This window comes from Roseateles saccharophilus, assembly GCF_004342485.1.
Lineage (GTDB): Bacteria > Pseudomonadota > Gammaproteobacteria > Burkholderiales > Burkholderiaceae_C > Pelomonas > Pelomonas saccharophila.
This window is the reverse complement of record NZ_SMBU01000046.1, coordinates 1-19,622: the sequence shown is the minus strand read 5'-3', so window position 1 is coordinate 19,622 and position 19,622 is coordinate 1. Positions and strand designations below refer to the sequence as shown.

The following is a 19,622-nucleotide window of genomic DNA, read 5'->3' as shown; positions in this document are numbered from 1 at the left end:
GCCCGTGGCATACACCACACAGCGGGGCCACTGATGCGCATCGAAGGCGACATCGTTACGCCCCAGGGCGTGATCACCGGCCACCTGGACATCGAGCACGGCCGCATCGCGGTCATTGACGGCGAGCCCGTCGACCCCGCGCGCGCCGGCGAGGCCGGCCGGCCCATCCTGCTGCCCGGCTTCATCGACACCCATGTGCACGGCGGCGGTGGCCGCGACACGATGGAGGGCGGCGACGCCATCGCGACGATTGCGCGCCGCCATGCCCGCCACGGCACGACCGCGCTGCTGGCGACGACGATGACTGCGCCGCTCGGCGAGATCGAGGCCGCGTTGCAGGCCCTGGGCCCGGTCTGCCGCGAGCGCGGTGCCCGGCAGGCGCGCGTGCTCGGCGTGCATCTCGAAGGCCCCTACATCAACCCCGGCCGCCTCGGCGCCCAGCCGGCGCACGCCATCCCCGCGACGCTCGCCGAGGTGCTGCGCCTGAACGCTCTCGCGCCCATCAGGGTGCTGACGCTGGCGCCCGAGGTGCCCGGCCACCTCGCGCTGATCGGCCCGCTGCGCGACGCCGGCATCCGCGTGCAGATCGGCCACAGCAACGGCAGCTACGAAGACGGCGTGGCCGCCCTGGGCGCCGGTGCGGCCGGCTTCACCCACCTCTTCAATGCGATGAGCGGCCTGCACCATCGCGAGCCCGGCATGGTCGGCGCGGCCCTGGCCCATGGCGAGCATGCCGAGCTCATCCCCGACCTGCTGCATGTGCACCCCGGCGCCATCCGCGCGGCGCTGCGCTGCATCCCGGGCCTGTTCTGCGTGACCGACTCGACCGCCGCGGCCGGCATGCCCGATGGCGACTACCGCCTCGGCGAATACACGGTGCGCAAGTGCATGGGCGGCGTGCGCCTGGCCGACGGCACGCTGGCCGGTAGCGCTTTGACGATGGACCAGGCGCTGCGCAACCTCGTGCAGCGCCTGGAGCTGCCGTTGACCGACGCCGTGCGGCGCGTGTCCACGGCGGCGGCCGAGTACCTGGGCCTGGCCGACCGCGGGCGCCTCGCTCCCGGTGCCTGGGCCGATGTGGTCGTGATGGATGCCGGGCTCGAGCTGCGGCGCGTGTTTGTGGAAGGTGAAGAGATCGATGTCGTCGCTGATGCTTGAAGAGGCGCTGAGCGCGCCGGACGTGGTGGCCCGCCAGTTGGCCGCCGACCCGCTCAGTTATGCCCGCCTGGGCCAGGCCCTGCAGGAGCAGCCGCCGAGCGGCGTGCTGACCATCGCGCGCGGCAGCTCCGACCACGCGGCCCATTACCTGGCCTATCTCGTGATGGCCCGCCTGGGCCGGCTGGTCACGTCGCTGCCGATGTCGCTGATCACGCTCTACCAGAGCCGCATCCACTGCGAGGGCCTGCTGTCGCTGGCCTTCTCGCAGTCGGGCCAGAGCCCCGATCTGATCGCGCCGACGAAATTCTTCCGCGAAGGCGGCGCGCGCACGGTGGCCTTCGTCAACGCCAGCGGCTCGCCGCTGGCCGCCGCGGCCGAGCATGTGTTCGAGCTGCACGCCGGCCCCGAGAAGAGCGTGGCCGCGACCAAGAGCTATATCGCCCAACTGGTGTCCGGCGCTCGCGTCGTGGCCGCCTGGCAGCAGGACGATGCGCTGCGCGCGGCGCTGAACGTGCTGCCCGCCGCGCTGGAGCAGGCCAGCCGGCTCGACTGGAGCGCCGCCCTGCCCGTGCTGCAGGGCGCCGAGCGCCTCTTCGTGCTGGGCCGCGGCACCGGCCTGGCCGTCGCGATGGAAGCGGCGCTGAAGCTCAAGGAGACCTGCGGCATCCAGGCCGAGGCCTTCTCCGGCGCCGAGGTCAAGCACGGCCCCATGGCCCTGGTGCGCGACGGCTATCCGCTGCTCGTGTTCGCGCCGCGCGGCCCGGCCCAGGCCGGCCTGCTGGCCATCGCCGACGAGATGCGCTCGCGCGGCGGCCGCGTGCTGCTGGCTGCGCCGCAAGGCACGCCCGGCGCCGAACTGCCGCTGGCCACCACCGGCAACGAGGACCTCGACCCCATCGCGCTGGTGCAGAGCTTCTATCCGATGGTCGAGGCGCTGGCGCGCGCACGGGGCTTCAACCCTGACGTGCCGCCCAATCTCGCCAAAGTCACCAAGACCCACTGAGACCGCGCCATGAGCACCTTCGACCCTGGCCGTCTCGTGATGGTCGACATTCCCGGCAAGTCGCTGGACTCCGAGACCGCCGCCTTCCTGCGCGAGCAGCAAGTGCGCGCCGTCTGCCTGTTCCGCAAGAACATCGGCACGGAGGGCGAGGTGAAGGCGCTGATGGCCGATCTCATCGAGGTGCTCGGCCCGCAGGCGCTGATCGGCATCGACCAGGAAGGCGGCGCCGTCGTGCGCGTGACCTTCCTGCCGCAGCCGCCGTCGGCCATGGCCCTGGGCGCCAGCGGCGACGCGGACCGCGCCGAGGCCGTGGGCGCGGCGGTCGCGCGCGGGCTGAAGTCGCTGGGCATCAACTGGAATTTCGCGCCGGTGCTGGACGTCAACAACAACCCGGCCAACCCCGTCATCGGCGAGCGCAGTTTCTCCAACGACCCGGTCGAGGTCAGCCGCCTGGCCGCCGCCTGGATGCGCGGCTCGCTGGCCGAAGGCGTGGCCTGCTGCGTGAAGCACTTCCCCGGCCATGGCGACACGCATGTGGACTCCCACCATGCGCTGCCCACCGTCGACAAGACCCGCGCCGAGCTGAACGCGCTGGAGCTGGTGCCCTTCAAGGCGCTGGCTTCGCAGGCACCGGCCATGATGACGGCCCACATCGTCTATCCGCAGATCGACCCCGAGCGCCCGGCCACGCTGTCGCCCGAGCTGATCGGCGGCATCCTGCGCCGCGACTGGGGCTATGACGGCGTCGTCATCACCGACGCGCTGATGATGAAGGCCGTGGCCGAGCGCTTCGGCTATGCGCGCTCCGCCGTGATGGCCATCGCGGCCGGTGCCGACATGGTGCTGGCCCAGGGCTCGCCGGCCGAGCAGCTGGTCGCCATCAATGCGCTGCGCGAGGCCTTTGCCGACGGGCGGCTGACCGCCGAGCAGGGCGAGACCGCCAACTGCCGCCTGGACAGGCTGGCCGCAACCTACCCAGCCCGTGCCGAGGACGACAGCGCCGACCGCGCCGGCGACCACGCGCTGATGAGCGAGGCCTGGGCCGCCGGGCTGACCGCGCTGCGCGGCGCCAGGCCGCCGGCATTGACGGCGCCGATCCGCGTCATCGTGCAGGGCGACGTGCCGACCGACATGGTCTCCGAGGCCGGCCCGACGGGCCGCCAGGCCGTCGCGCTGTTCGAGGCCTTCGGCGATGCCCAGGTGCAGATGGTGGACGACATCGCGCAGCTGGACTGGTCCCGCGTGCCCAGGGACGGCCGTATCAACGTGCTGGTGTCGACGCGCCGGGCCCGCTACGGCCTCGCGGCGAGCGAGTGGCGGCCCGACCTGCACCTGTCGCTGTGGAACCCCTACCAGGCGCTCGACGTGGCCGGCCCGACCGTGCTGACCTGGGGCTTTGCGCCGGGCGCGCTGGCCGGATTGAAGGCCTGGCTTGAGGGCAGGACTCAGGCCACCGGCCGTGCGCCGCAGGGGCTGCAGTGATGGAACCGATCAAGACGCCGATGCGGTGGATTCCGACCCTGTACTTCGTGCAGGGCATGCAGTTCTTCGTCGTCATGCTCATCGCGGGCCTGATGTTCAAGAACCTGGGCGTGGCCAACGACCAGATCGCGCGTTGGACCGCGGTGCTCGGCCTGGCCTGGGCCATCAAGCCGCTGTGGAGCCCCTTCCTGGAGCTGGCGCGCAGCAAGAAGCTCATCGTCGTCGCGATGCAATACCTCGGCGCGGTCGGCCTCGGCCTGATGGCGCTGGCCCTGCACCTGCCGCACTGGTTCGGCGCGGCCATCGTCGTGCTCTTCCTGATCGCCTATGCGTCGGCCACGCATGACATCGCCTGCGACGGCCTCTATATGGCCTCGCTGGACAGCAAACGCCAGGCCGTCTACGCGGGCTGGCAGGGCGCCTTCTTCAACGGCGCGCGCTTCTTCGTCACCGGCGTCGTGCTGAAGCTGGCGGGCCATCTCGAGGGCGAGATGGGCGTGTTCAACGCATGGTCCAGCGTGTTCGCGATGCTGTGCGTGCTGGTCGCCTTGCTGGCCACCTACAACGCAAGGGTCCTGCCCGGCACGCTCTCCACCGAGCACAGCGACATGACCGCCTCCGGCGTGGCCGCGCTGCTGAAGGAGGTCGTCATCGACTTCTTCGGCAAGCCCGGTATCTGGCGGGCCGTGCTCTTCATCGTGATGTTCCGCTTCGCCGAAGGCCAGGTGCAGACCATCGGCCCGCTCTTCCTGCTGGAGGCGCGCGACAAGGGCGGCCTGGGCCTGGCGACGGGCCAGGTGGCCGACGTCTATGGCTGGGTGGGCACGTGTGCCTTCCTCGTCGGCTCGGTGCTGGGCGGCTACCTGACCAGCCGGCTGGGCCTGAGGCGCGCGATGCCGCTGCTCGTCATCGCGATGGGCGTACCCAACGCGACCTTCTACTACCTGGCCAGCACGCTGCCGCAGGACATGCCGCACATCGGTGCGGCCGTCGGCATCGAGATGCTGGGCTATGGCTTCGGCTTCGTCGGCATGATCCTCTACATCATGCAGGCCGTGGCGCCGGGCCGCTTCCAGACGGCCCACTATGCGCTGGGTTCGGGCGTCATGCAGCTGGGCTTCATCTTCGCCAAGTCCATCAGCGGCGACATCCAGATCGCGATGGGCTACGAGCACTTCTTCGCCTGGACCATAGGCTGCGGCCTGCCGGCCCTGCTGCTGCTGCTGTGGGTGCCGATGCCGCGTGCCGCGGCGCCGCAGCGCGAGGCGGTTCCGGCATGAAGGCTGCGTTGCTGGCCCTGCTGGCCATGCCCGCCTTGGCCGGCACCGGCGAATTCTTCGACGACTTCTCGCAGAAAGACCTCGACGCGCTGCGCGCCAGCGGCTGGGTCGTGCGCGAGGGTACGGGCCACCCCGGCCTGCCCGGCGCGCGCTTCTTGGCGCAGCAGCTGTCGCTGGAGGGCGGCCTGCTCAAGCTCAGGCTCAGCACCGACGGCACGCCGGCCAACACGGCGCTGGCCCAGCTCTGCGCGGCGCGCAAATTCCTGATCGGCACGACGACGGCGCGCGTGCGCCTGCGCGACACGGCCGGCTCGCGCGACCCCATCATCCAGAGCTTCTTCCTGGCCGGCCCGCTCAAGCACGACTACGACCCCGACTTCAGCGAGGTCGATTTCGAATACCTGCCGCACGGCGGCTGGGGCGAGCCCGAGACGCGGCTCTACGGCGTGAGCTGGCACACGGTGCGCATCGAGCCCTGGGAGTCCTTCAACCAGGCGTCCATCCTGCAGGGCAGCTTCGACGGCTGGCAGTTGCTGACCGTGCAGGTCGAGGCCACGCGCACGCGTCACTATGTCAACGGCCGCCTGCTCGGCGAGCACACCGGCCGCAATGTGCCGAGCCAGCCGATGGCGATCAGCTTCAACCACTGGCTGTCGGCGGGCGCCGTCGAGGGCGGGCCGCGCGACTATGAATTCGACGTCGACTGGGTGCTGCACGAGGCCGGCCGGACGCTCAGCCCCGCCGCCATGCAGGCGCGCGCCACGCAACTGCAGCACCAGGGCAAGGCCCGCATCGACACCGTGCCCGACTCGGGCCTGACCAGCGAATGCAATCTATGAAGAAGCTGTTCATCGCGGCGCTGGCCCTGGCGGCCATGCTGGCCCAGGCTCAACCCAGGCCCGTCGTCGGCGCCTATGTGCTGGCCGAGCATGGCACCGATGCGGTCGACCAGTTGCAGCCGGGCCGCCTCACGCATCTGCTCTACGCCTTCCTGCTGATCTGCGGCGAAGGCCAGCGCGCCCAGGACGGCGCGGCCTGCCAAGGGCAGCCCGCTTTCGGCATCGCGCCGCATGCCGACCAGGCCAGCTTCTCGGCCGCCTTCGAACGCCTGAAGAAGCGCGATCCGCAGGTGCAGCTGCTGGCCTCGGTGGGCGGCTGGGGCGGCTCCGACCCCTTCTTCCACCTCGCCGCCAGCGCGCAGGGCCGCGCCGCCTTCGTGAAGCAGGCGACCGGCTGGCTACGTGCCCATCCGGTCTTCGACGGCCTGGACATCGACTGGGAGCACCCCGGCTCCAACGGCGCGGTCAACGGCGTGGCGCTGGGCAGCCCGGCCGACGCCGGCAACTATGTCGCGTTGCTGCAGGACCTGCGCGCGGGCCTGGATGCGCTGGGCCGCGACATGGGCAAGCACTACGCGCTGACGGCCGCCATCAACACGACCCGCGAGCAGCTCGCCCGCATGCCGATGGGGCGCGCGGCCCGGGAACTCGATCTCGTCTTCATGATGACCTACGACTTCGCCGGCCCGTGGACGAAGAAGGCGGCCAACCACACGGCGCTGCGCAGCGCCCGCCCCGGCGACGACACCAGCCTCGAGGCCTCGGTGGCCAACCTCAGGCGCGAGGGCGTGCCGGCGGCCAAGCTGGTGGCCGGCGTGGCCATGTACGGCCGCGGCTTCGAGGGCGTGAAGGCCGATGGCAGCTACGCCAGGCCCTGGCCCAACGAGGACGGCTCGGTGCCCTTCAAGGACATCGATGCGCTGGCCGGCATGAAGGCCCATTACGACAAGCGCACCCAGTCCTGGGCGATGGTCGGCGGGGGGCGCTTCGTCGGCTACGACGACCCGCGCGCCGTGCGCGCCAAGCTGGCCTTCGCCAGGCGTGCCGGCCTGGCCGGCGTGTTCGCCTGGGAGCTGAGCCAGGACAACGGCGAGATCCTGGGCGCGATGAACGCCGCGCAGCCATGAGCGGCCCCGCATCCAGGCGCATCGCCTCGGTTGACGTGCTGCGCGGCCTGACCGTCGCGGCCATGCTGCTCGTGAACAACCCGGGCGACTGGGGCCATGTCTACTGGCCGCTGGAGCATGCCGCCTGGCATGGCTGCACGCCGACGGACCTGATCTTTCCGTTCTTCCTCTTCATCGTCGGCGTGTCGGCGGCGCTGGCGCTGGGGCCGCGCGTCGATGCGGGCGCCGTGCCGGGGCCGCTGCGCGCGGCCGTCGTGCAGCGCGGCCTGCGCATCATCGGCCTGGGCCTGCTGCTGCACGCGCTGGCCTGGTGGCTGATGCACAGGCCCGAGTTCCGCGTGCCGGGCGTGCTGCAGCGCATCGGCATCTGCTTCATCGTCGTCGGCCTGGCGGCGCTGCGGCTGCGCGTGCGCGGGCAATGGCTGCTGCTGCTGGCCCTGCTGGCCGGCTATGGCGCGCTGCTGCAGTCCGGCCCCACGCTGGACAAGCTCGGCAGCCTGAACCAGCGCCTGGACACCGTCGTGCTGGGCCGCTTCGCCTACCAGTGGGACGCCGCCACCGGCATCGCCTTCGACCCCGAGGGCCTGCTGTCCACACTCGGCGCGCTGGCCACGGCCGTTCTCGGCCTGCTCTGCGGCGGGCTGCTGCGTCGCGGGCAGGTCCGCGGCCTGTTGCTGACGGGAGTCGCGGCGGCCGCGGTGGGCTGGTGGTGGTCGGGCTGGCTGCCCTTCAACAAGCAGCTGTGGACGCCGTCCTTCGTGCTCTGGACCGGCGGCATGGCGGCCGTCGCGCTGGCCGCGGCCCATGCCTGGATCGACGGTCGCGGCCACCGCCACTTCCCCTTTGCGATCGGCCGCGCCTTCGGCCTGAACGCCATCGGTGCCTACGCCGGGGCCTGGATGTGCACCGTCTTCCTCGAAGGTTTCGGCTGGATGGGGCCGCTGTATCGCACCGTATTCGGCCCGCTGGGCCCGCTGATCGGGCCGGACGGCCAGTCGCTGGCCTTCGCCGTCGCCTTCGTCGCGGTCTGGGCCGTCATCGTCTGGCTTCTGGACCGGCGCGGCTGGTACTGGAAGATCTGATGAGCGCCGAAGCGTTCGCCGTGCGCATGCCGCCGGACGTGCGCTTCGTGCAGGTCGGCGGGCATGCCGTGGTCTTCATCGACGACTTCCTCGAAGACCCGCAGGCCCTGGTGGACGCGGCCTGTCGCGCCCGCTTCGAGCCCTGCGCGGGCCTTGACGAGAAGCGCGGCTACCCGGGCTTGCGGGCCCCCGTTCCGCCGGCCTATACCGAGAGCCTGACGGCGCTGCTGGACCCGCTGATCCGCGTCAACTTCGGCGTGCCCGAGGCGCTGGCGCTGAAGAAGACGCCCTGTGCCTTTTCGCTGACGACGGTGGCGCCCGGCGATCTCGGGCCGCTGCAGCGCGTGCCCCATTTCGACGCCAGCACGCCGCACTACATGGCCGTGCTGCTCTACCTTTGCGACGAGCAGCGGGGCGGCACGGCCTTCTACCACCACCGCGCCACGGGCCTGCAGCAGATCACGGCCGACGTGCGCGAACGCTATGGCGAGGCTGTCTACGCCGAGCTCGACCGCAGCCCGTCGCCAGCGCGCTATTTCGGCGACTCCGACGCGAACTTCGAGCTGCTGGGCGTGATGCCGGCGCGCTTCAACCGCCTGGCCGTCTACCGCGGCAGCCTGCTGCACTCGGCCATCGTCAACCCGCGGCGCCTCAGCGCCGACCCGCGGACGGGCCGGTTGACGGTCAATACCTTCTTCGACTTTTAAGTGCTGCGGTGCAAATGATCAGGCCCTCGCGTGCAGGACACGCGAGGGCCTTCGGTCACCGCCGGACAGCGCCATGGCGCTGTCCTTGGCGCGGGCTTAGAACTTAGCGCTCAAGCCCAGCCGGTAGGTGCGCTCACCCTCATAGCTCCAGATCGGGAAACCCGCCTTCAGCGAAGGACGCACGGAGCTGGCCGGGTCGGCGGCGCCGTACTGGATGTCGTCGCGCTTGAGCAGGTTGGTGGCGTCGAAGGACAGGCGCAGCTGCTTGGTGATGTTCCAGCCCAGGCTCAGGTCCAGACTGCCGTAAGGGGCGTGCATGCGGTCGCCGTACCAGCCGCTCTCGCGCACCATGTACTTGGAGCGCCAGCTGTAGGCCAGGCGTGCCGTGTAGTTGCTGTCCTCGTAGTAGCCGACCAGGTTGGCGTTGTGCCGCGAGGACAGCGTGAACATGTTCAGCTGGTCTTCATACGAGGACGACGGCGCGGTGGCGTTCGAGAACGTGTAGTTGGCCTGCGTGCCGAAGCCGTTGCCGAAGCCGTGGTTGGCCTGCAGCTCCAGGCCCTTGATCGAGCCGCCGCCCGCGTTGATGTAGCGGTAGAGGGACCAGTCGTCCAGGCCGGTGTCGGGGCTGACGACGCCGATCTTCTGGTGGTACTGCGTGGTCGTGGTGATGAAGTTGTCGATCTTCTTGTAGAAGAGCGCGGCCGACACCAGGTTGCCGCGGCCGTAGTAGTACTCCAGCCCCAAGTCGAACTGGTTGGAGGTCTGCGGCTTGAGCGCCGGGGTGCCGTAGTTGAAGGCGTCGTTCTGCGTGTTCTTGTCGTTGAAGCCGACGACCTGGGCCAGGAACATGTTGGCGAAGTTCGGCCGGGTCATGGCCTGGGCGGCCGCGAAGCGCAGGATGAGGTCTTTCTGCAGGTCGTAGGCGATGTTCAGGCTGGGCAGGAACTTGCCGTAGCTGGCGCTCTGCGTGGTCAGGCTCTTGCTCCAGCCGTCGTTGTTGGCGGTGTACTGCGGGTCGGTGGTCGGCCACAGCGTGCCGTCGAAGACGTAGCCGGTCGCGCTGGCCTTGGTGTGCACATAGCGCAGGCCGAAGTTGCCGCGCAGTTGCGGGGTCTCGAACTCGAACATGCCGTAGGCGGCCTGGTTCTTCTCGTTCAGCAGGCCATAGGCCGAGCGGTCGTCGACCCAGCCGGTCAGGTTGCCCGACGCGGCCGCGAGCATGGCGCCGATATTGGGCTTGGGCACGTTCCAGCCGCCCAGCTGGACGCTGCCGTCGAACAGCGTCGGCGTGCCGACCGTCTTGGGCGCGGCAGCGTACAGGCCGACCTGGCCGGACTTGGTGAAGCTGTGGTTGGTGCCGCGCAGGCCGAACTTGAAGGCGGTCAGCATGCCGCCGTCGAGATCGATGCTGGCGTCGAGCTGCAGGAAGTCTTCCTTGTCCTGGTTGGGCCCGCGGCCATTGGCCCAGCTCTCCGACTGGGACTGGCCCGGCAGGTTGCTCATCGTCACGCTCTGGTTGGACGAGGGATAGAGCTTGAGCTGCTGGCCCGTGGCGTCGATGGTGCCCGTCCAGAGCGGCAGCGGCGCATAGGCGTTGGCCGTGCCCCAGCCGTTGGGGTCGGTCGGCGGCGCGTTGACGTAGGCGAAGTTGGCCGTCTGGTCGGTGCCGCCCTTGGCCTTGGTCGAGCCGCCCACGGCCGAGACCTTGAAGCCCTCGCCGTGGAAGCTGCCGTCCAGCACCAGGCTGTCCGAGCTCATCGAGGCGCGGCGTACCCAGTTCTGGAAGAACACGTGCTCGGACGTCGGGTCGGCGGTCGTGCGCGTGTGCAGCGTGCACAGGCCGTTGACCGGGTTGGTCTGCTTGCAGTCCTGCGGGTCTTCGCCGCTGAAGATGTACTGGCTGGTGTTGGAGTTGTTGGCGTCGTAGTTCAGGTGCAGGTAGTTCAGGCCCAGCTCCAGGCCTTGCACGGGGCGGGCCTGCAGCGTGATGTTGGCGGCCTGGCGCTTGCGGTCCTGCACGAACACGGTGGGCTCCACGTCGCCGTTCCAGCGGTTGTCGGCCTCGATGCCGCGGCGGATGTAGTTGCCCTTCTCGACGGTGCCGGCCACCAGCACGCCGAAGGTCTTGGCCTCGTTGCGCCAGCTGTAGAGGCCCGAAGCCTCGCGGTCGGCGCCGCTGATCGAGCCCTTGCCCATCTTCACGCTGACGAAGGCGGTGCCGGCGGGCTGGTCGAGCGGCTTGCGCGTCTTGACGATCACGGTGCCGCCGATGCCGCCTTCGGTCAGATCGGCCTGCGAGGACTTGTAGACCTCCATGCCGCCGATCAGTTCGGGCGGCAGCAGCGAGTAGTTGAAGGAGCGGTCGACGTCCTTCTGGTCGTACCAGCCGGTGGAGGCCACGGTCTGGCCGTTCAGCGTCGTGTAGGTCATCTGCGGGTCGGTACCGCGGATGGAGACCGAGGCGCCGACGCCGAAGTCGCGGCCCACCGAGATGCCGGGGATGCGGCCCAGGGCCTGGCCGACGTCGGAGTCGGGCAGCTTGCCCACGTCTTCGGCCGACACGGCGTCGACGATCGCGGTGGCGTTCTTCTTGATCGTCGCCGACGTCTGCAGCGAAGCGCGGATGCCGGTGATGACCACCTGGTCGAGCTGGGCCGGCGCGGGCGCCTGGGCTTCCTCGGCCTGGGCGGCGAACGCTGCGCCCAGCAATGCCAGCGACACGGCGGCCGCGATGGGGGTCTGCTTGACCTTCATGAACTCTTCCTCGTTGTGGTCAATGGAATCGGGGCGGTGGCAGCGCGGGTTCGGTCGCTTGCCACCTTCAGTCCGGCTGCGCCCCTGCTGGTCCAGGGGCGGCATGCAGCCGGCGCGGTGCCACTGTAATGAGCGATAAAGCCACTTTGGTACCAATTATTTACAAGGGATTTCCCTTGTGGCTTCTATGACGTCCATGAAGAACGTCATGCCACCCCTGGTGTGGCGTGACGGCGAGCTGGAGACTGGTATTAGACTGGCGTCTAGATGGCGGCCGGATTCCGTTGTTTATTGGCGATGTCGACCCTGATCGGAAGCTGAAGTGGCGGACATGAAGCATGTGCAGAGCTGGCAGGCGGCCGACGAGCCGCAGCTCAAGCAGAGGCTGGAGCAGCGGGCCGAGCCCGTGCTGCTCAAGGGCCTGGTGGCGCATTGGTCGGCCGTGCAGGCCGGGCGGGGCGCGGCGATGGGCATCTGCGACTACCTGCGCCGCTTCGACCGCGGCGTCGAGGTTTTCGCCACCAAGACGCGTGCCGCGGCCCGCGGCGTGATGGGCTACAACGACGAGCTGACGGACTTCGCCTTCGTCAAGGCGCGCATGACGCTGGCCGAGTTCATGGCCCATCTACAGGCCTATCTGCCTGCCGACAACGCACCGGCCGTCGCTGCGCAGTGCGCGAAGGTGGGCGAGGTGATCCCGGGCTTCCTGGCCGAGAACCCGCTGCAGGCCCTGCCGGGCGTGGTGCCCAATTTCTGGCTGGGCAATGCGCTGACGGTGCCTGTGCACCACGACCACCCCTACAACCTGGCCTGCGTCGTGGCCGGGCGGCGGCGCTTCACGCTGTTCGCGCCGGAGCAGGTGGGCAATCTCTACATCGGCCCGCTGGAGCACACGCCGTCGGGCGCGCCGATCTCCGTTGTTCATCCGAAGGCGCCGGACTTCACGCGCTACCCGCGCTACCGTGAGGCGCTGGCCGCGGCCGTCGTGGCCGACATGGAGGCCGGCGACGCCCTCTACATCCCGCCGCTGTGGTTCCACCAGGTCGAGGCGCTGGAGAAGGTCAATCTGCTGGTCAACTACTGGTGGCCTGTCGTCGGCCTCGCAAGGGAGGAGCAACTGCCCAGCCCGGCCAATACGCTGATGCAGGCCATCAAGGTCATGAACGCGCTGCCGCCGCATCAGCGCGACGCCTGGGCGGCCATGTTCGAGCACTATCTGGTGCAGCGCGAGCAGGAGCCCAGCGCCCACATTCCCGCGCCCTGGCAGGGCGCGCTGGCGCGGCGGCGCTGAAGCAAGGACCCACCCGATGCGAGCGATGAAGGAACTGGACGGCGTCACGCGCGAGCGTTTCGAGCGCGAGGTGGTGCCGGCCTACGAGCCGGTCGTGATGCGCGGCGTGGTCGCGCAGTGGCCGCTGGTGGCGCAGGCGCACGCGGGCCTGGAGCCCTGCCTGCACTATCTGATGGGCTTCGACCGCGGCGAGGCCGTGGACGCCGTGCTGGCCCGGCCCGAGCCCACGCGGGCCTTCAGCTACAGGCCGGGCCTGGACGGCTTCAACTTCACGCGCGACCAGCGGCCGTATGCGGCCCTGTTCGAGCAGCTCTGGCGCTACAGCCATTTCCCCGAGCCGCCCAGCCTCGCGGCGCAGAGCGCGCTGGTGTCCACGGCGCTGCCCGGCCTGGAGCGGGCCAATGCGCTGCCGCTGCTGGACGCCGGCGTCGCGCCGCGCATCTGGATCGGCAACCGTGCGACCGTGCCGGCGCATTTCGACGACTCCCACAACATCGCCTGCGTGGCGGCCGGGGCGCGGCGCTTCACGCTGCTGCCGCCGCAATGCGCACCGCTGCTCTACCTCGGGCCGCCGGACTATGCGCCGACGCCGGCGCCGATGTCCGTCGTGCCCGACCTGCACCGGGCCGACCCGGCGCAGTTCCCGCTGCTGGCCGAGGCGCTGGCCCAGGCCGCGGTGGCCGAACTGGAGCCGGGCGATGCGATCTACATCCCGCCGCTGTGGTTTCACCAGGTCGAGGCGCTGGCGCCGCATCTGAACATCCTGATGAACTACTGGTGGCGGCCGGCGCCCGCGCCGGGCCGCCGCGACGACCTGCATCTGGCCGCGATGCGCCTGGCCATGCTGGCCCTGCGTCATCTGCCCGATGGCGAGCGCGAGGGCTGGCGCGCGCTGCTGTCGCACTATGTATTCGGCGCGCAGGGCGAGGCGCTGGCCCATATCCCCGAGGGCCGGCGCCATATGTTCGGCGAGCTGGATGCGGAACAGGACGCGGCGCTGCGCAAGGACATCGCCGCGCAGCTGAAGGGCTGAGCCGCGCCGGGCCGCCCCAAGCAAGCGGCCATCCCCCTTGGGGATCGGCCGATATAGCCATCGGCCGAGGGGCCGACATGCCCTACCAGAGATAGAGCTGCAGCGTCTTGTCGCCCACCCGCGGCGGGATGGCGGCGAGCAGCTCGCGGTGGTCGGGGAAGTTGGTGGCGCTGCGGGCGACGAAATCGTCCACGGCGTCCAGCCGGTGGCGCGCCTGATGGCTCGTGGGCGGCTGCAGCTCCCGCGGGTCCGGGAAGATGCCCATGCCGGCCAGCAGCGCATACCAGGACACGATGGGATAGCCACCGCCGAAGCGGCCCGCCTTCAGGCCCGCGGCCAGGGGCTTGCGCGACAGCCAGGTCATCAGCACGCCCTGCAGCGACTCCGACAGCCGCATGTTCTCGGCATTGGCGCGCCAGTAGTCGGTGTCGGTGCGCGAGTTGGTCTTGTAGTGGGCGACGATGTAGTCGCGCGTGTTCTCGAAGCGCGTGCGCATGCTGTCGTTGAAGCGCTGCTGCGCGGCGGGGCCGAGGTCGCCCTGTTCGAGCGCCTCCACCAGCGCGGCGGCCGTGCGCTGAACGAAGAGCAGGGCGGTCGCCTCCAGTGGCTCGATGAAGCCCTGCGACAGGCCCACGGCCACGCAGTTGCGGCTCCACTGGTTCTCCATGCGGCCGACGCGCATCTTCAGGTGGCGGGCCGGCACGTCGGCGTCCAGCAGGCCGAGATGGCGGCGCAGCTCGGTCTCGGCCTCGTCCGCCGAGCAATGCGCGCTGCTGTAGACATAGCCGTTGCCGTGGCGGTTGCTCAGCGGGATCTTCCAGGCCCAGCCATGGCGCAGCGCGGTGGAGACGGTCTGCGATTCGATGGGGCCGCCCAGCGGCGTCGGCATCGCGATGGCGGCGTCGTTGAACAGGTTCTCGGCGTAGGAGACGAAGGGTGTCTGCAGGGCCTTGCCGATCAGCAGCGACGCGAAGCCGGTGCAGTCGACGAAGAAGTCGGCGGCCAGGGGCTCGCCACCGTCGAGCTGCAGGTGGGCAATGTCGCCCTGCTCGTTCAGCTGCACCTGCGTGACATGGCGCTGCAGATGCTGCACGCCGCGCTCCAGCGCCTTGGCGGCGAGAAACTGTCCGAGCAGCGTCGCATCGAAGTGATACCCGTACCAGATGTCGAACGGGAAGTTGGGCCGGGCACGCGGCCCGCGGCCCTGGCGGGCCAGCGCCGCGGCGACGAAGAAGCGGTCCGGGTGGGCGTGGACATCCGCGCCCTCCAGCCGCGCATGCACGTTGTCCACGAACTGATGCATGGTCATGTTGTCCAGCATCGACGCGAACGGGTGGAAGTAGCGCTGGAAGCCAGGCTTGGTGGACCAGCCCTCGAACGTGATGCCGCTCTTGTAGGTGGCGTTGCAGGCCGGCATCCATTCCGATTCCTCGATGCCGAGACCGTCGAAGAAGCCGCGCAGCCAGGGCGTCGAGCCCTCGCCGACGCCGATGATGCCGACCTGGGGCGACTCCAGCACCGTCACCTTCAGGCGCGGGCCATAGGCCGTCGTCGCCAGCATCAGCGCCGTCATCCAGCCGGCCGTGCCGCCGCCGACGACGCAGACATGGCGCACCGGCGGCGGCGCGTCCGTGGAGCCGCCGGCGGAGCGGGCGGCGAGCTGCTGGTTGAAGACGGTGGCGGTTTCGCTCATGGTGCAATCAAAGCAGAAAAGGGGAACGTGTTTCACACGTTCCCCTTCGTTGGGTCAATTCGTCCAGCAAAGCTGACGGGCCGAGCGCCGGGCCGCTCCCAAGCCGGCCCGCGCTGGCGATGTGCTCGCGGCTCAAGGCCGCGAGCATCGCCGTCCCCTCGGGGGCTGAGGCCGGACTCGGCAAGTCCTGTGGACTTGTCGTGCCTGCCGAAGCGCTGCGGCGCAAGCCGCAGCGCGGTCCCGACTGGGCACACCGCGTTCAGCGGAGTGAGACCAGGCGAGGGGTCAGTACTTCACGCGGGCGGTCAGGTAGAACTGGCGGCCGTTGCGATAGACGGCGCGCGGCTCAGACTTGTTGTCGCCGTAGTACTTCAGGATCGGGTCGTTCAGGTTCTGCGCGTCGAGGCTCACGGCGAAGTGGTCGTTGAGCTTGTAGCCCAGCGATGCCGACAGCACGCCGCCGCCCACCTGGTAGTAGTCGGTGCCACGGTCACGGCCCAGGTAGTTGTCCGAGGAGTAGCCGTAGTTCAGGCGCGCCGAGAACTGGTCGTTCTCGAAGAAGCCACCGAGGTTGGCGGAGTTCTTGACCGAACCGCGCAGCACATGGCCGCTTTCGTCGTGGCCGTCGGCCAGCGTGTAGTTGGCGCTGACGCCGAAGTTGCCGGCGACCGGCGTCTCGAACGCGAACTCCAGACCCGTGACGCTGGCTGCCTTGTTGATCTGCGTGGTCAGATCGAACGGCGCCGTGATCATCGCGTTGCCCGGCTTGCCCTGCTGACCCGGTTGGCCGTTGGGGCCGGGCGTGATGAGGTCGGTGGTCAGGGTTGCGCGCTTGGTGCCATCGATGATGTAGCTGTTCAGATTCATGTGGAAGGCGCCCACGGACACGAAGGCGCGCGGCGCGAAGTACCACTCGACGTTGGCGTCGAAATTGGTCGAGCGGATCGGGTCGAGATCGGGGTTGCCGGTGGTGCCGGTGCCCACGGTCTGGCCCGTCGCGTCGTGGTAGCCGTTCAGCAGCTGGGCGGCGGACAGGGCCGTGTAGTCGGGCCGGGTCACCGTGCGCGACAGCGCCAGGCGGGCCACCACGTCCTTGGTCACGTCGATGCGGATGCTGGCGCTCGGCAGGGCATCGGTGTAAGAGCGGTCGTGGAAGGTCTGGTAATAGCCCGAGGGGTCGGTCCAGGCGGGGCCGACGGCCGCGAACGCCGAGGCTGCATAGCCCGGCAGCGTCGTGTCGCTGGTGGGCACCCAGACCAGGGTGCTGGTCTTGGTGTGTACGAGGCGCAGGCCGACATTGCCGCTCCAGCCGGAACCTTCCAGGTTGCCCTGGGCGTAGGCGGCCGTCGTCGTTTCCTTCACCGAGTATTCATGCGTCGGCTGGCGGCGCGACAGCGGGCGGTTCGCGTGCGTGGCGTCATAGGCGGCCAGGGTCTCGGCCGTCGGGAACATGATGTTGGTCGGGAAGCCTTGCCCCAAGCCGCTGCCGAAGTTGCTCGGGTAGGACTGGGTGTAGTCGGCCGTCTTGAGGGCTTCCGGCCACGTGCCCCAGTTCGGGCCCTGGCCGATGATCGGGCCGTCGGTGTAGCGCTTGTGTTGCGAGCTGCGCAGGCCGAACTGCAGGCTGCGCAGCATGCCGGAGTCGATGCTGTATTCCGCATCCACCTGGGCCCAGGTGTCCTTGTCCTTCACGACGACGTTCTGGTCGCCGAAGATCCAGTCAAGCGAATAGGGCTCGTCGGCGTTGGCTTTGGCGTTGGGGTTGGCGACGACGTTCATGTAGAACGACGGGGCCTGGCCGATGCCGTTCTGCTTCCAGCCGGCGGCCGTGCCATAGACGTCACCCTCGAACACGTCCTGGGAGAGGGTCTTGCCCGTGCCGGTGGACGTGCCCGCCTTGCCGGCGAGCTTCAGCTTGTCGTTGACGCGCCAGGAGCCTTCCAGGTTGGCGAAGTTGGTCGCTGCCGACGCCTTGCGCGAGATCAGGTCGTAGACGCCGACCTTGGTCGGCGTGGCGTACGTCAGGTCGGCGCTGGTCAGGATGTTGGAGGCGGGGTTGACCGTGTAGCTCTTGAGCGTCGGGGCGTTCGCACCGGTCGCCTGTAGCGCCCAGGGCACGGCGAGCATGTAGTTGCGGTTGTAGTTGTTCGCATCCATCGTGGACGAGAAGGCCGTCAGCGTCACGTCGACGTCATTCGTCGGCTTGATCTGCGCGCTGACGACGCCGCCCTTGCGCTCGCGGTCCTGCGTGAAGTAGGCCGACCCCATCAGGTTGGGGTAGAGCACGCCGGTCAGGCCGGGCACCTGGGCCGTGACGGCCGATTCGGCAGCGCCGATGGCCTGGTAGGCATGGGGCTGGGAGTCCAGCGCGATGGTCTCGACGCCGTCGCGGCGCAGATGACGCTTCTCGTCGAAGGCCTGCACCAGGATGCCGAAGGTCTTGGCATCGTTCTTCCACGCGAGCAGCGCGCTCAGCTGCGGGTCGCTCTTCTTCGGCAGGTCGGCATAGACCATGCCCAGGCCGGCTTCGAAGGTCAGGGACTTGGCGAAGTCCAGCGGCTTGCGGGTGATGATGTTCACCGCGCCGGCCGTGCCGCCTTCCGTGTCGGAGGCCTGGGCGTTCTTGTGCACCTCGACGCGGCTCACCAGTTCGGAGGGCAGCAGCGAGAAGCTGACGCTGCGGCCGACGCCGGCGCCGGTCTGGTCCAGCACGAACCAGTCGCCGTTGGCCACGGCGTGGCCGTCCAGCAGGGTCTGGGTCAGGCTGGGGTTGGTGCCGCGCAGGCCCACGCGGTCGCGTTCGTCGAAGCCGCCCGAGCCGCCCGACGGGCTGTTGAGGATGGTGACGCCCGGGATGCGGGCCAGCGAGTCGGCCACGTTCTTGTCGGGCATCTTGCCGATGTCCTCGGCCGAAATGACATCGACGTGGGTGTCGGCATTGCGCTTGACGCTGAGGGATTTCTCCTGCGATGCGCGGATGCCGGTCACGACGACCGTTTCGAGCTGCTGGGCGTCGGCCGGTGCCGGTGCCTGCTGCGCCGTGGCGGCGCCACCGATGCCGAGCAGGGCGATGAATACCGCCTGCGAGATGGGGGTCTGCTTGACCTTCATGTGCTGTTCCTCGTTGTGGCCATGGAAATCGGGGGTGGGCGGTGGCCGCGTCCTGTCCGCTCGAATACCACCTTCAGTCCGGTTACTGCCTGGTCTGCCTTCGCTAGCTGCGCGCGCCCAGTGCAATGCCACTGTAACGAGTGATAACGCCACTTTGCTACCAGCATGAGTCAGGGACTTACCCGAATGTGCCCCCTGCTTCGTGGGCCAGAGGTCGGTTTTCCCCTATGGATGGGGTGTCCTGGCGTCCGAAATTTGGTATCGAATTGGTATCTACAGGATGCTTGAATTGTTGCGTGCCGGCGACGAAGCGCTTGCGGAGTCGGCCGATCTGACGATGCATGACGTGCTCGCTGGCGGTGCGGTGGCCTTGTTCTGGTGTTGGGTGGGTTGCCTGCTCGCGATGTGGTGAGGCCTGGTCGCATGTGTCGGCGAGCGGCGGGCCTTTGGCGCAGGCGGAGGGGGTGTGACGCGCCGATGTCGGTCGTTGCACGTGAGGGTACTGTTGCGCCTTGCCGGCCTTGTGCTATAGTTGCGGGCTTGCCTCAGGAGGGGTGGCCGAGTGGTTAAAGGCAGCAGACTGTAAATCTGCCCGCATTGCGTACGCTGGTTCGAATCCAGCCTCCTCCACCAAAGCATGTTTGGGCATGTGGCGGAAATCTGCGGCAAGGGCTCCCAGAGCGGGAGTAGTTCAATGGTAGAACCTTAGCCTTCCAAGCTAATGACACGGGTTCGATTCCCGTTTCCCGCTCCATCCGGGCGGCTTGGTCGGCAAGCGTCGACACCGGTTTGCCGGCCAGTAGTTCAGCAATGAATCTGGCGTCAAACCCGTGCCGATGCCCATGTGGCTCAGTGGTAGAGCACTCCCTTGGTAAGGGAGAGGTCACGCGTTCGATCCGCGTCATGGGCACCACCAATTTCTCTTTTTCTACTCGTCTCAACGGGTTCGCCTCAGGAGCGCAAGATGGCAAAAGGCAAGTTTGAACGGACCAAGCCGCACGTGAACGTGGGCACGATCGGTCACGTGGACCATGGCAAGACGACGCTGACGGCCGCGAT

At 69.0% G+C, this 19,622-nt stretch carries 15 protein-coding genes and 3 tRNA genes; 15 read left to right on the top strand and 3 right to left on the bottom strand.

Annotated elements, in window-relative coordinates; genetic code table 11:
- Positions 1 to 33: 33 nt before the first annotated feature.
- The 8 genes from nagA to EV671_RS23515 are packed head-to-tail and all read left to right on the top strand — an operon-like array spanning position 34 to position 8,678.
- Positions 34 to 1,158, top strand: coding sequence for an N-acetylglucosamine-6-phosphate deacetylase (nagA, locus tag EV671_RS23550; protein WP_132576358.1), 1,125 nt, complete (start codon positions 34 to 36; stop codon positions 1,156 to 1,158).
- The gene (locus EV671_RS23545) at positions 1,139 to 2,161 is read left to right on the top strand and encodes an SIS domain-containing protein (RefSeq protein ID WP_243655858.1); all 1,023 of its coding nucleotides are present in this window, start codon (positions 1,139 to 1,141) and stop codon (positions 2,159 to 2,161) included. Before nagA ends, EV671_RS23545 begins: the two co-directional genes overlap by 20 nt.
- 9 nt (positions 2,162 to 2,170) lie before the next feature.
- Positions 2,171 to 3,643: a beta-N-acetylhexosaminidase gene (gene nagZ, locus EV671_RS23540; RefSeq protein ID WP_132576357.1), complete on the top strand. Its 1,473-nt coding sequence runs from the start codon at positions 2,171 to 2,173 to the stop codon at positions 3,641 to 3,643.
- Positions 3,643 to 4,923: an MFS transporter gene (locus EV671_RS23535; RefSeq protein WP_132576356.1), complete on the top strand. Its 1,281-nt coding sequence runs from the start codon at positions 3,643 to 3,645 to the stop codon at positions 4,921 to 4,923. The genes nagZ and EV671_RS23535 overlap by 1 nt, the downstream gene beginning before the upstream one ends.
- Positions 4,920 to 5,762 carry a glycoside hydrolase family 16 protein gene (locus tag EV671_RS23530; protein WP_132576355.1) on the top strand — a complete coding sequence of 281 codons (843 nt, stop codon included), beginning with the start codon at positions 4,920 to 4,922 and terminating at the stop codon, positions 5,760 to 5,762. Before EV671_RS23535 ends, EV671_RS23530 begins: the two co-directional genes overlap by 4 nt.
- Positions 5,759 to 6,889 (top strand): glycoside hydrolase family 18 protein, encoded by a 1,131-nt coding sequence (locus EV671_RS23525; protein WP_165917702.1) that lies wholly within the window; start codon positions 5,759 to 5,761, stop codon positions 6,887 to 6,889. The genes EV671_RS23530 and EV671_RS23525 overlap by 4 nt, the downstream gene beginning before the upstream one ends.
- The gene (locus EV671_RS23520; protein WP_132576353.1) at positions 6,886 to 7,971 is read left to right on the top strand and encodes an acyltransferase family protein; all 1,086 of its coding nucleotides are present in this window, start codon (positions 6,886 to 6,888) and stop codon (positions 7,969 to 7,971) included. The genes EV671_RS23525 and EV671_RS23520 overlap by 4 nt, the downstream gene beginning before the upstream one ends.
- On the top strand, positions 7,971 to 8,678 hold the full coding sequence (locus EV671_RS23515) for a DUF6445 family protein (protein WP_207911234.1): 708 nt from the start codon (positions 7,971 to 7,973) through the stop codon (positions 8,676 to 8,678). The genes EV671_RS23520 and EV671_RS23515 overlap by 1 nt, the downstream gene beginning before the upstream one ends.
- Before the next feature lie 96 nt (positions 8,679 to 8,774).
- On the opposite strand, the gene EV671_RS23510 is transcribed toward EV671_RS23515, so the two are convergent.
- Entirely contained in the window at positions 8,775 to 11,435 is a 2,661-nt protein-coding gene (locus tag EV671_RS23510; RefSeq protein ID WP_132576352.1) for a TonB-dependent receptor, read from the bottom strand.
- A 331-nt stretch (positions 11,436 to 11,766) separates the two neighbouring features.
- On the opposite strand from EV671_RS23510, the gene EV671_RS23505 reads away from it, so the two are divergent.
- Positions 11,767 to 12,726 (top strand): cupin-like domain-containing protein, encoded by a 960-nt coding sequence (locus EV671_RS23505; RefSeq protein WP_132576351.1) that lies wholly within the window; start codon positions 11,767 to 11,769, stop codon positions 12,724 to 12,726.
- Between the two features lie 16 nt (positions 12,727 to 12,742).
- Positions 12,743 to 13,759, top strand: a complete 1,017-nt coding sequence (locus EV671_RS23500) for a cupin-like domain-containing protein (protein WP_132576350.1) — start codon at positions 12,743 to 12,745, stop codon at positions 13,757 to 13,759.
- Positions 13,760 to 13,841: 82 nt separating this feature from the next.
- Here the strand turns inward: EV671_RS23500 and EV671_RS23495 are convergent, their stop codons facing one another.
- Both EV671_RS23495 and EV671_RS23490 read right to left on the bottom strand, forming a co-directional pair.
- Positions 13,842 to 15,452, bottom strand: a complete 1,611-nt coding sequence (locus tag EV671_RS23495) for a tryptophan halogenase family protein (protein ID WP_132576349.1) — start codon at positions 15,450 to 15,452, stop codon at positions 13,842 to 13,844.
- A 285-nt stretch (positions 15,453 to 15,737) separates the two neighbouring features.
- The gene (locus EV671_RS23490; RefSeq protein ID WP_132576348.1) at positions 15,738 to 18,563 is read right to left on the bottom strand and encodes a TonB-dependent receptor; all 2,826 of its coding nucleotides are present in this window, start codon (positions 18,561 to 18,563) and stop codon (positions 15,738 to 15,740) included.
- 280 nt (positions 18,564 to 18,843) lie between these two features.
- On the opposite strand from EV671_RS23490, the gene EV671_RS27855 reads away from it, so the two are divergent.
- The 5 genes from EV671_RS27855 to EV671_RS23470 all read left to right on the top strand — a co-directional run.
- The gene (locus EV671_RS27855; protein ID WP_277592483.1) at positions 18,844 to 18,975 is read left to right on the top strand and encodes a hypothetical protein; all 132 of its coding nucleotides are present in this window, start codon (positions 18,844 to 18,846) and stop codon (positions 18,973 to 18,975) included.
- A 136-nt stretch (positions 18,976 to 19,111) separates the two neighbouring features.
- Positions 19,112 to 19,196 (top strand) — tRNA-Tyr (locus EV671_RS23485).
- Positions 19,197 to 19,243: 47 nt separating this feature from the next.
- Positions 19,244 to 19,317: transfer RNA gene (locus EV671_RS23480), tRNA-Gly, on the top strand.
- An 84-nt stretch (positions 19,318 to 19,401) separates the two neighbouring features.
- A tRNA-Thr gene (locus tag EV671_RS23475) sits at positions 19,402 to 19,476 on the top strand.
- 51 nt (positions 19,477 to 19,527) lie between these two features.
- Positions 19,528 to 19,622 (top strand): GTP-binding protein (locus tag EV671_RS23470; protein WP_005434227.1); only part of this gene is annotated, 95 nt, incomplete at its 3' end.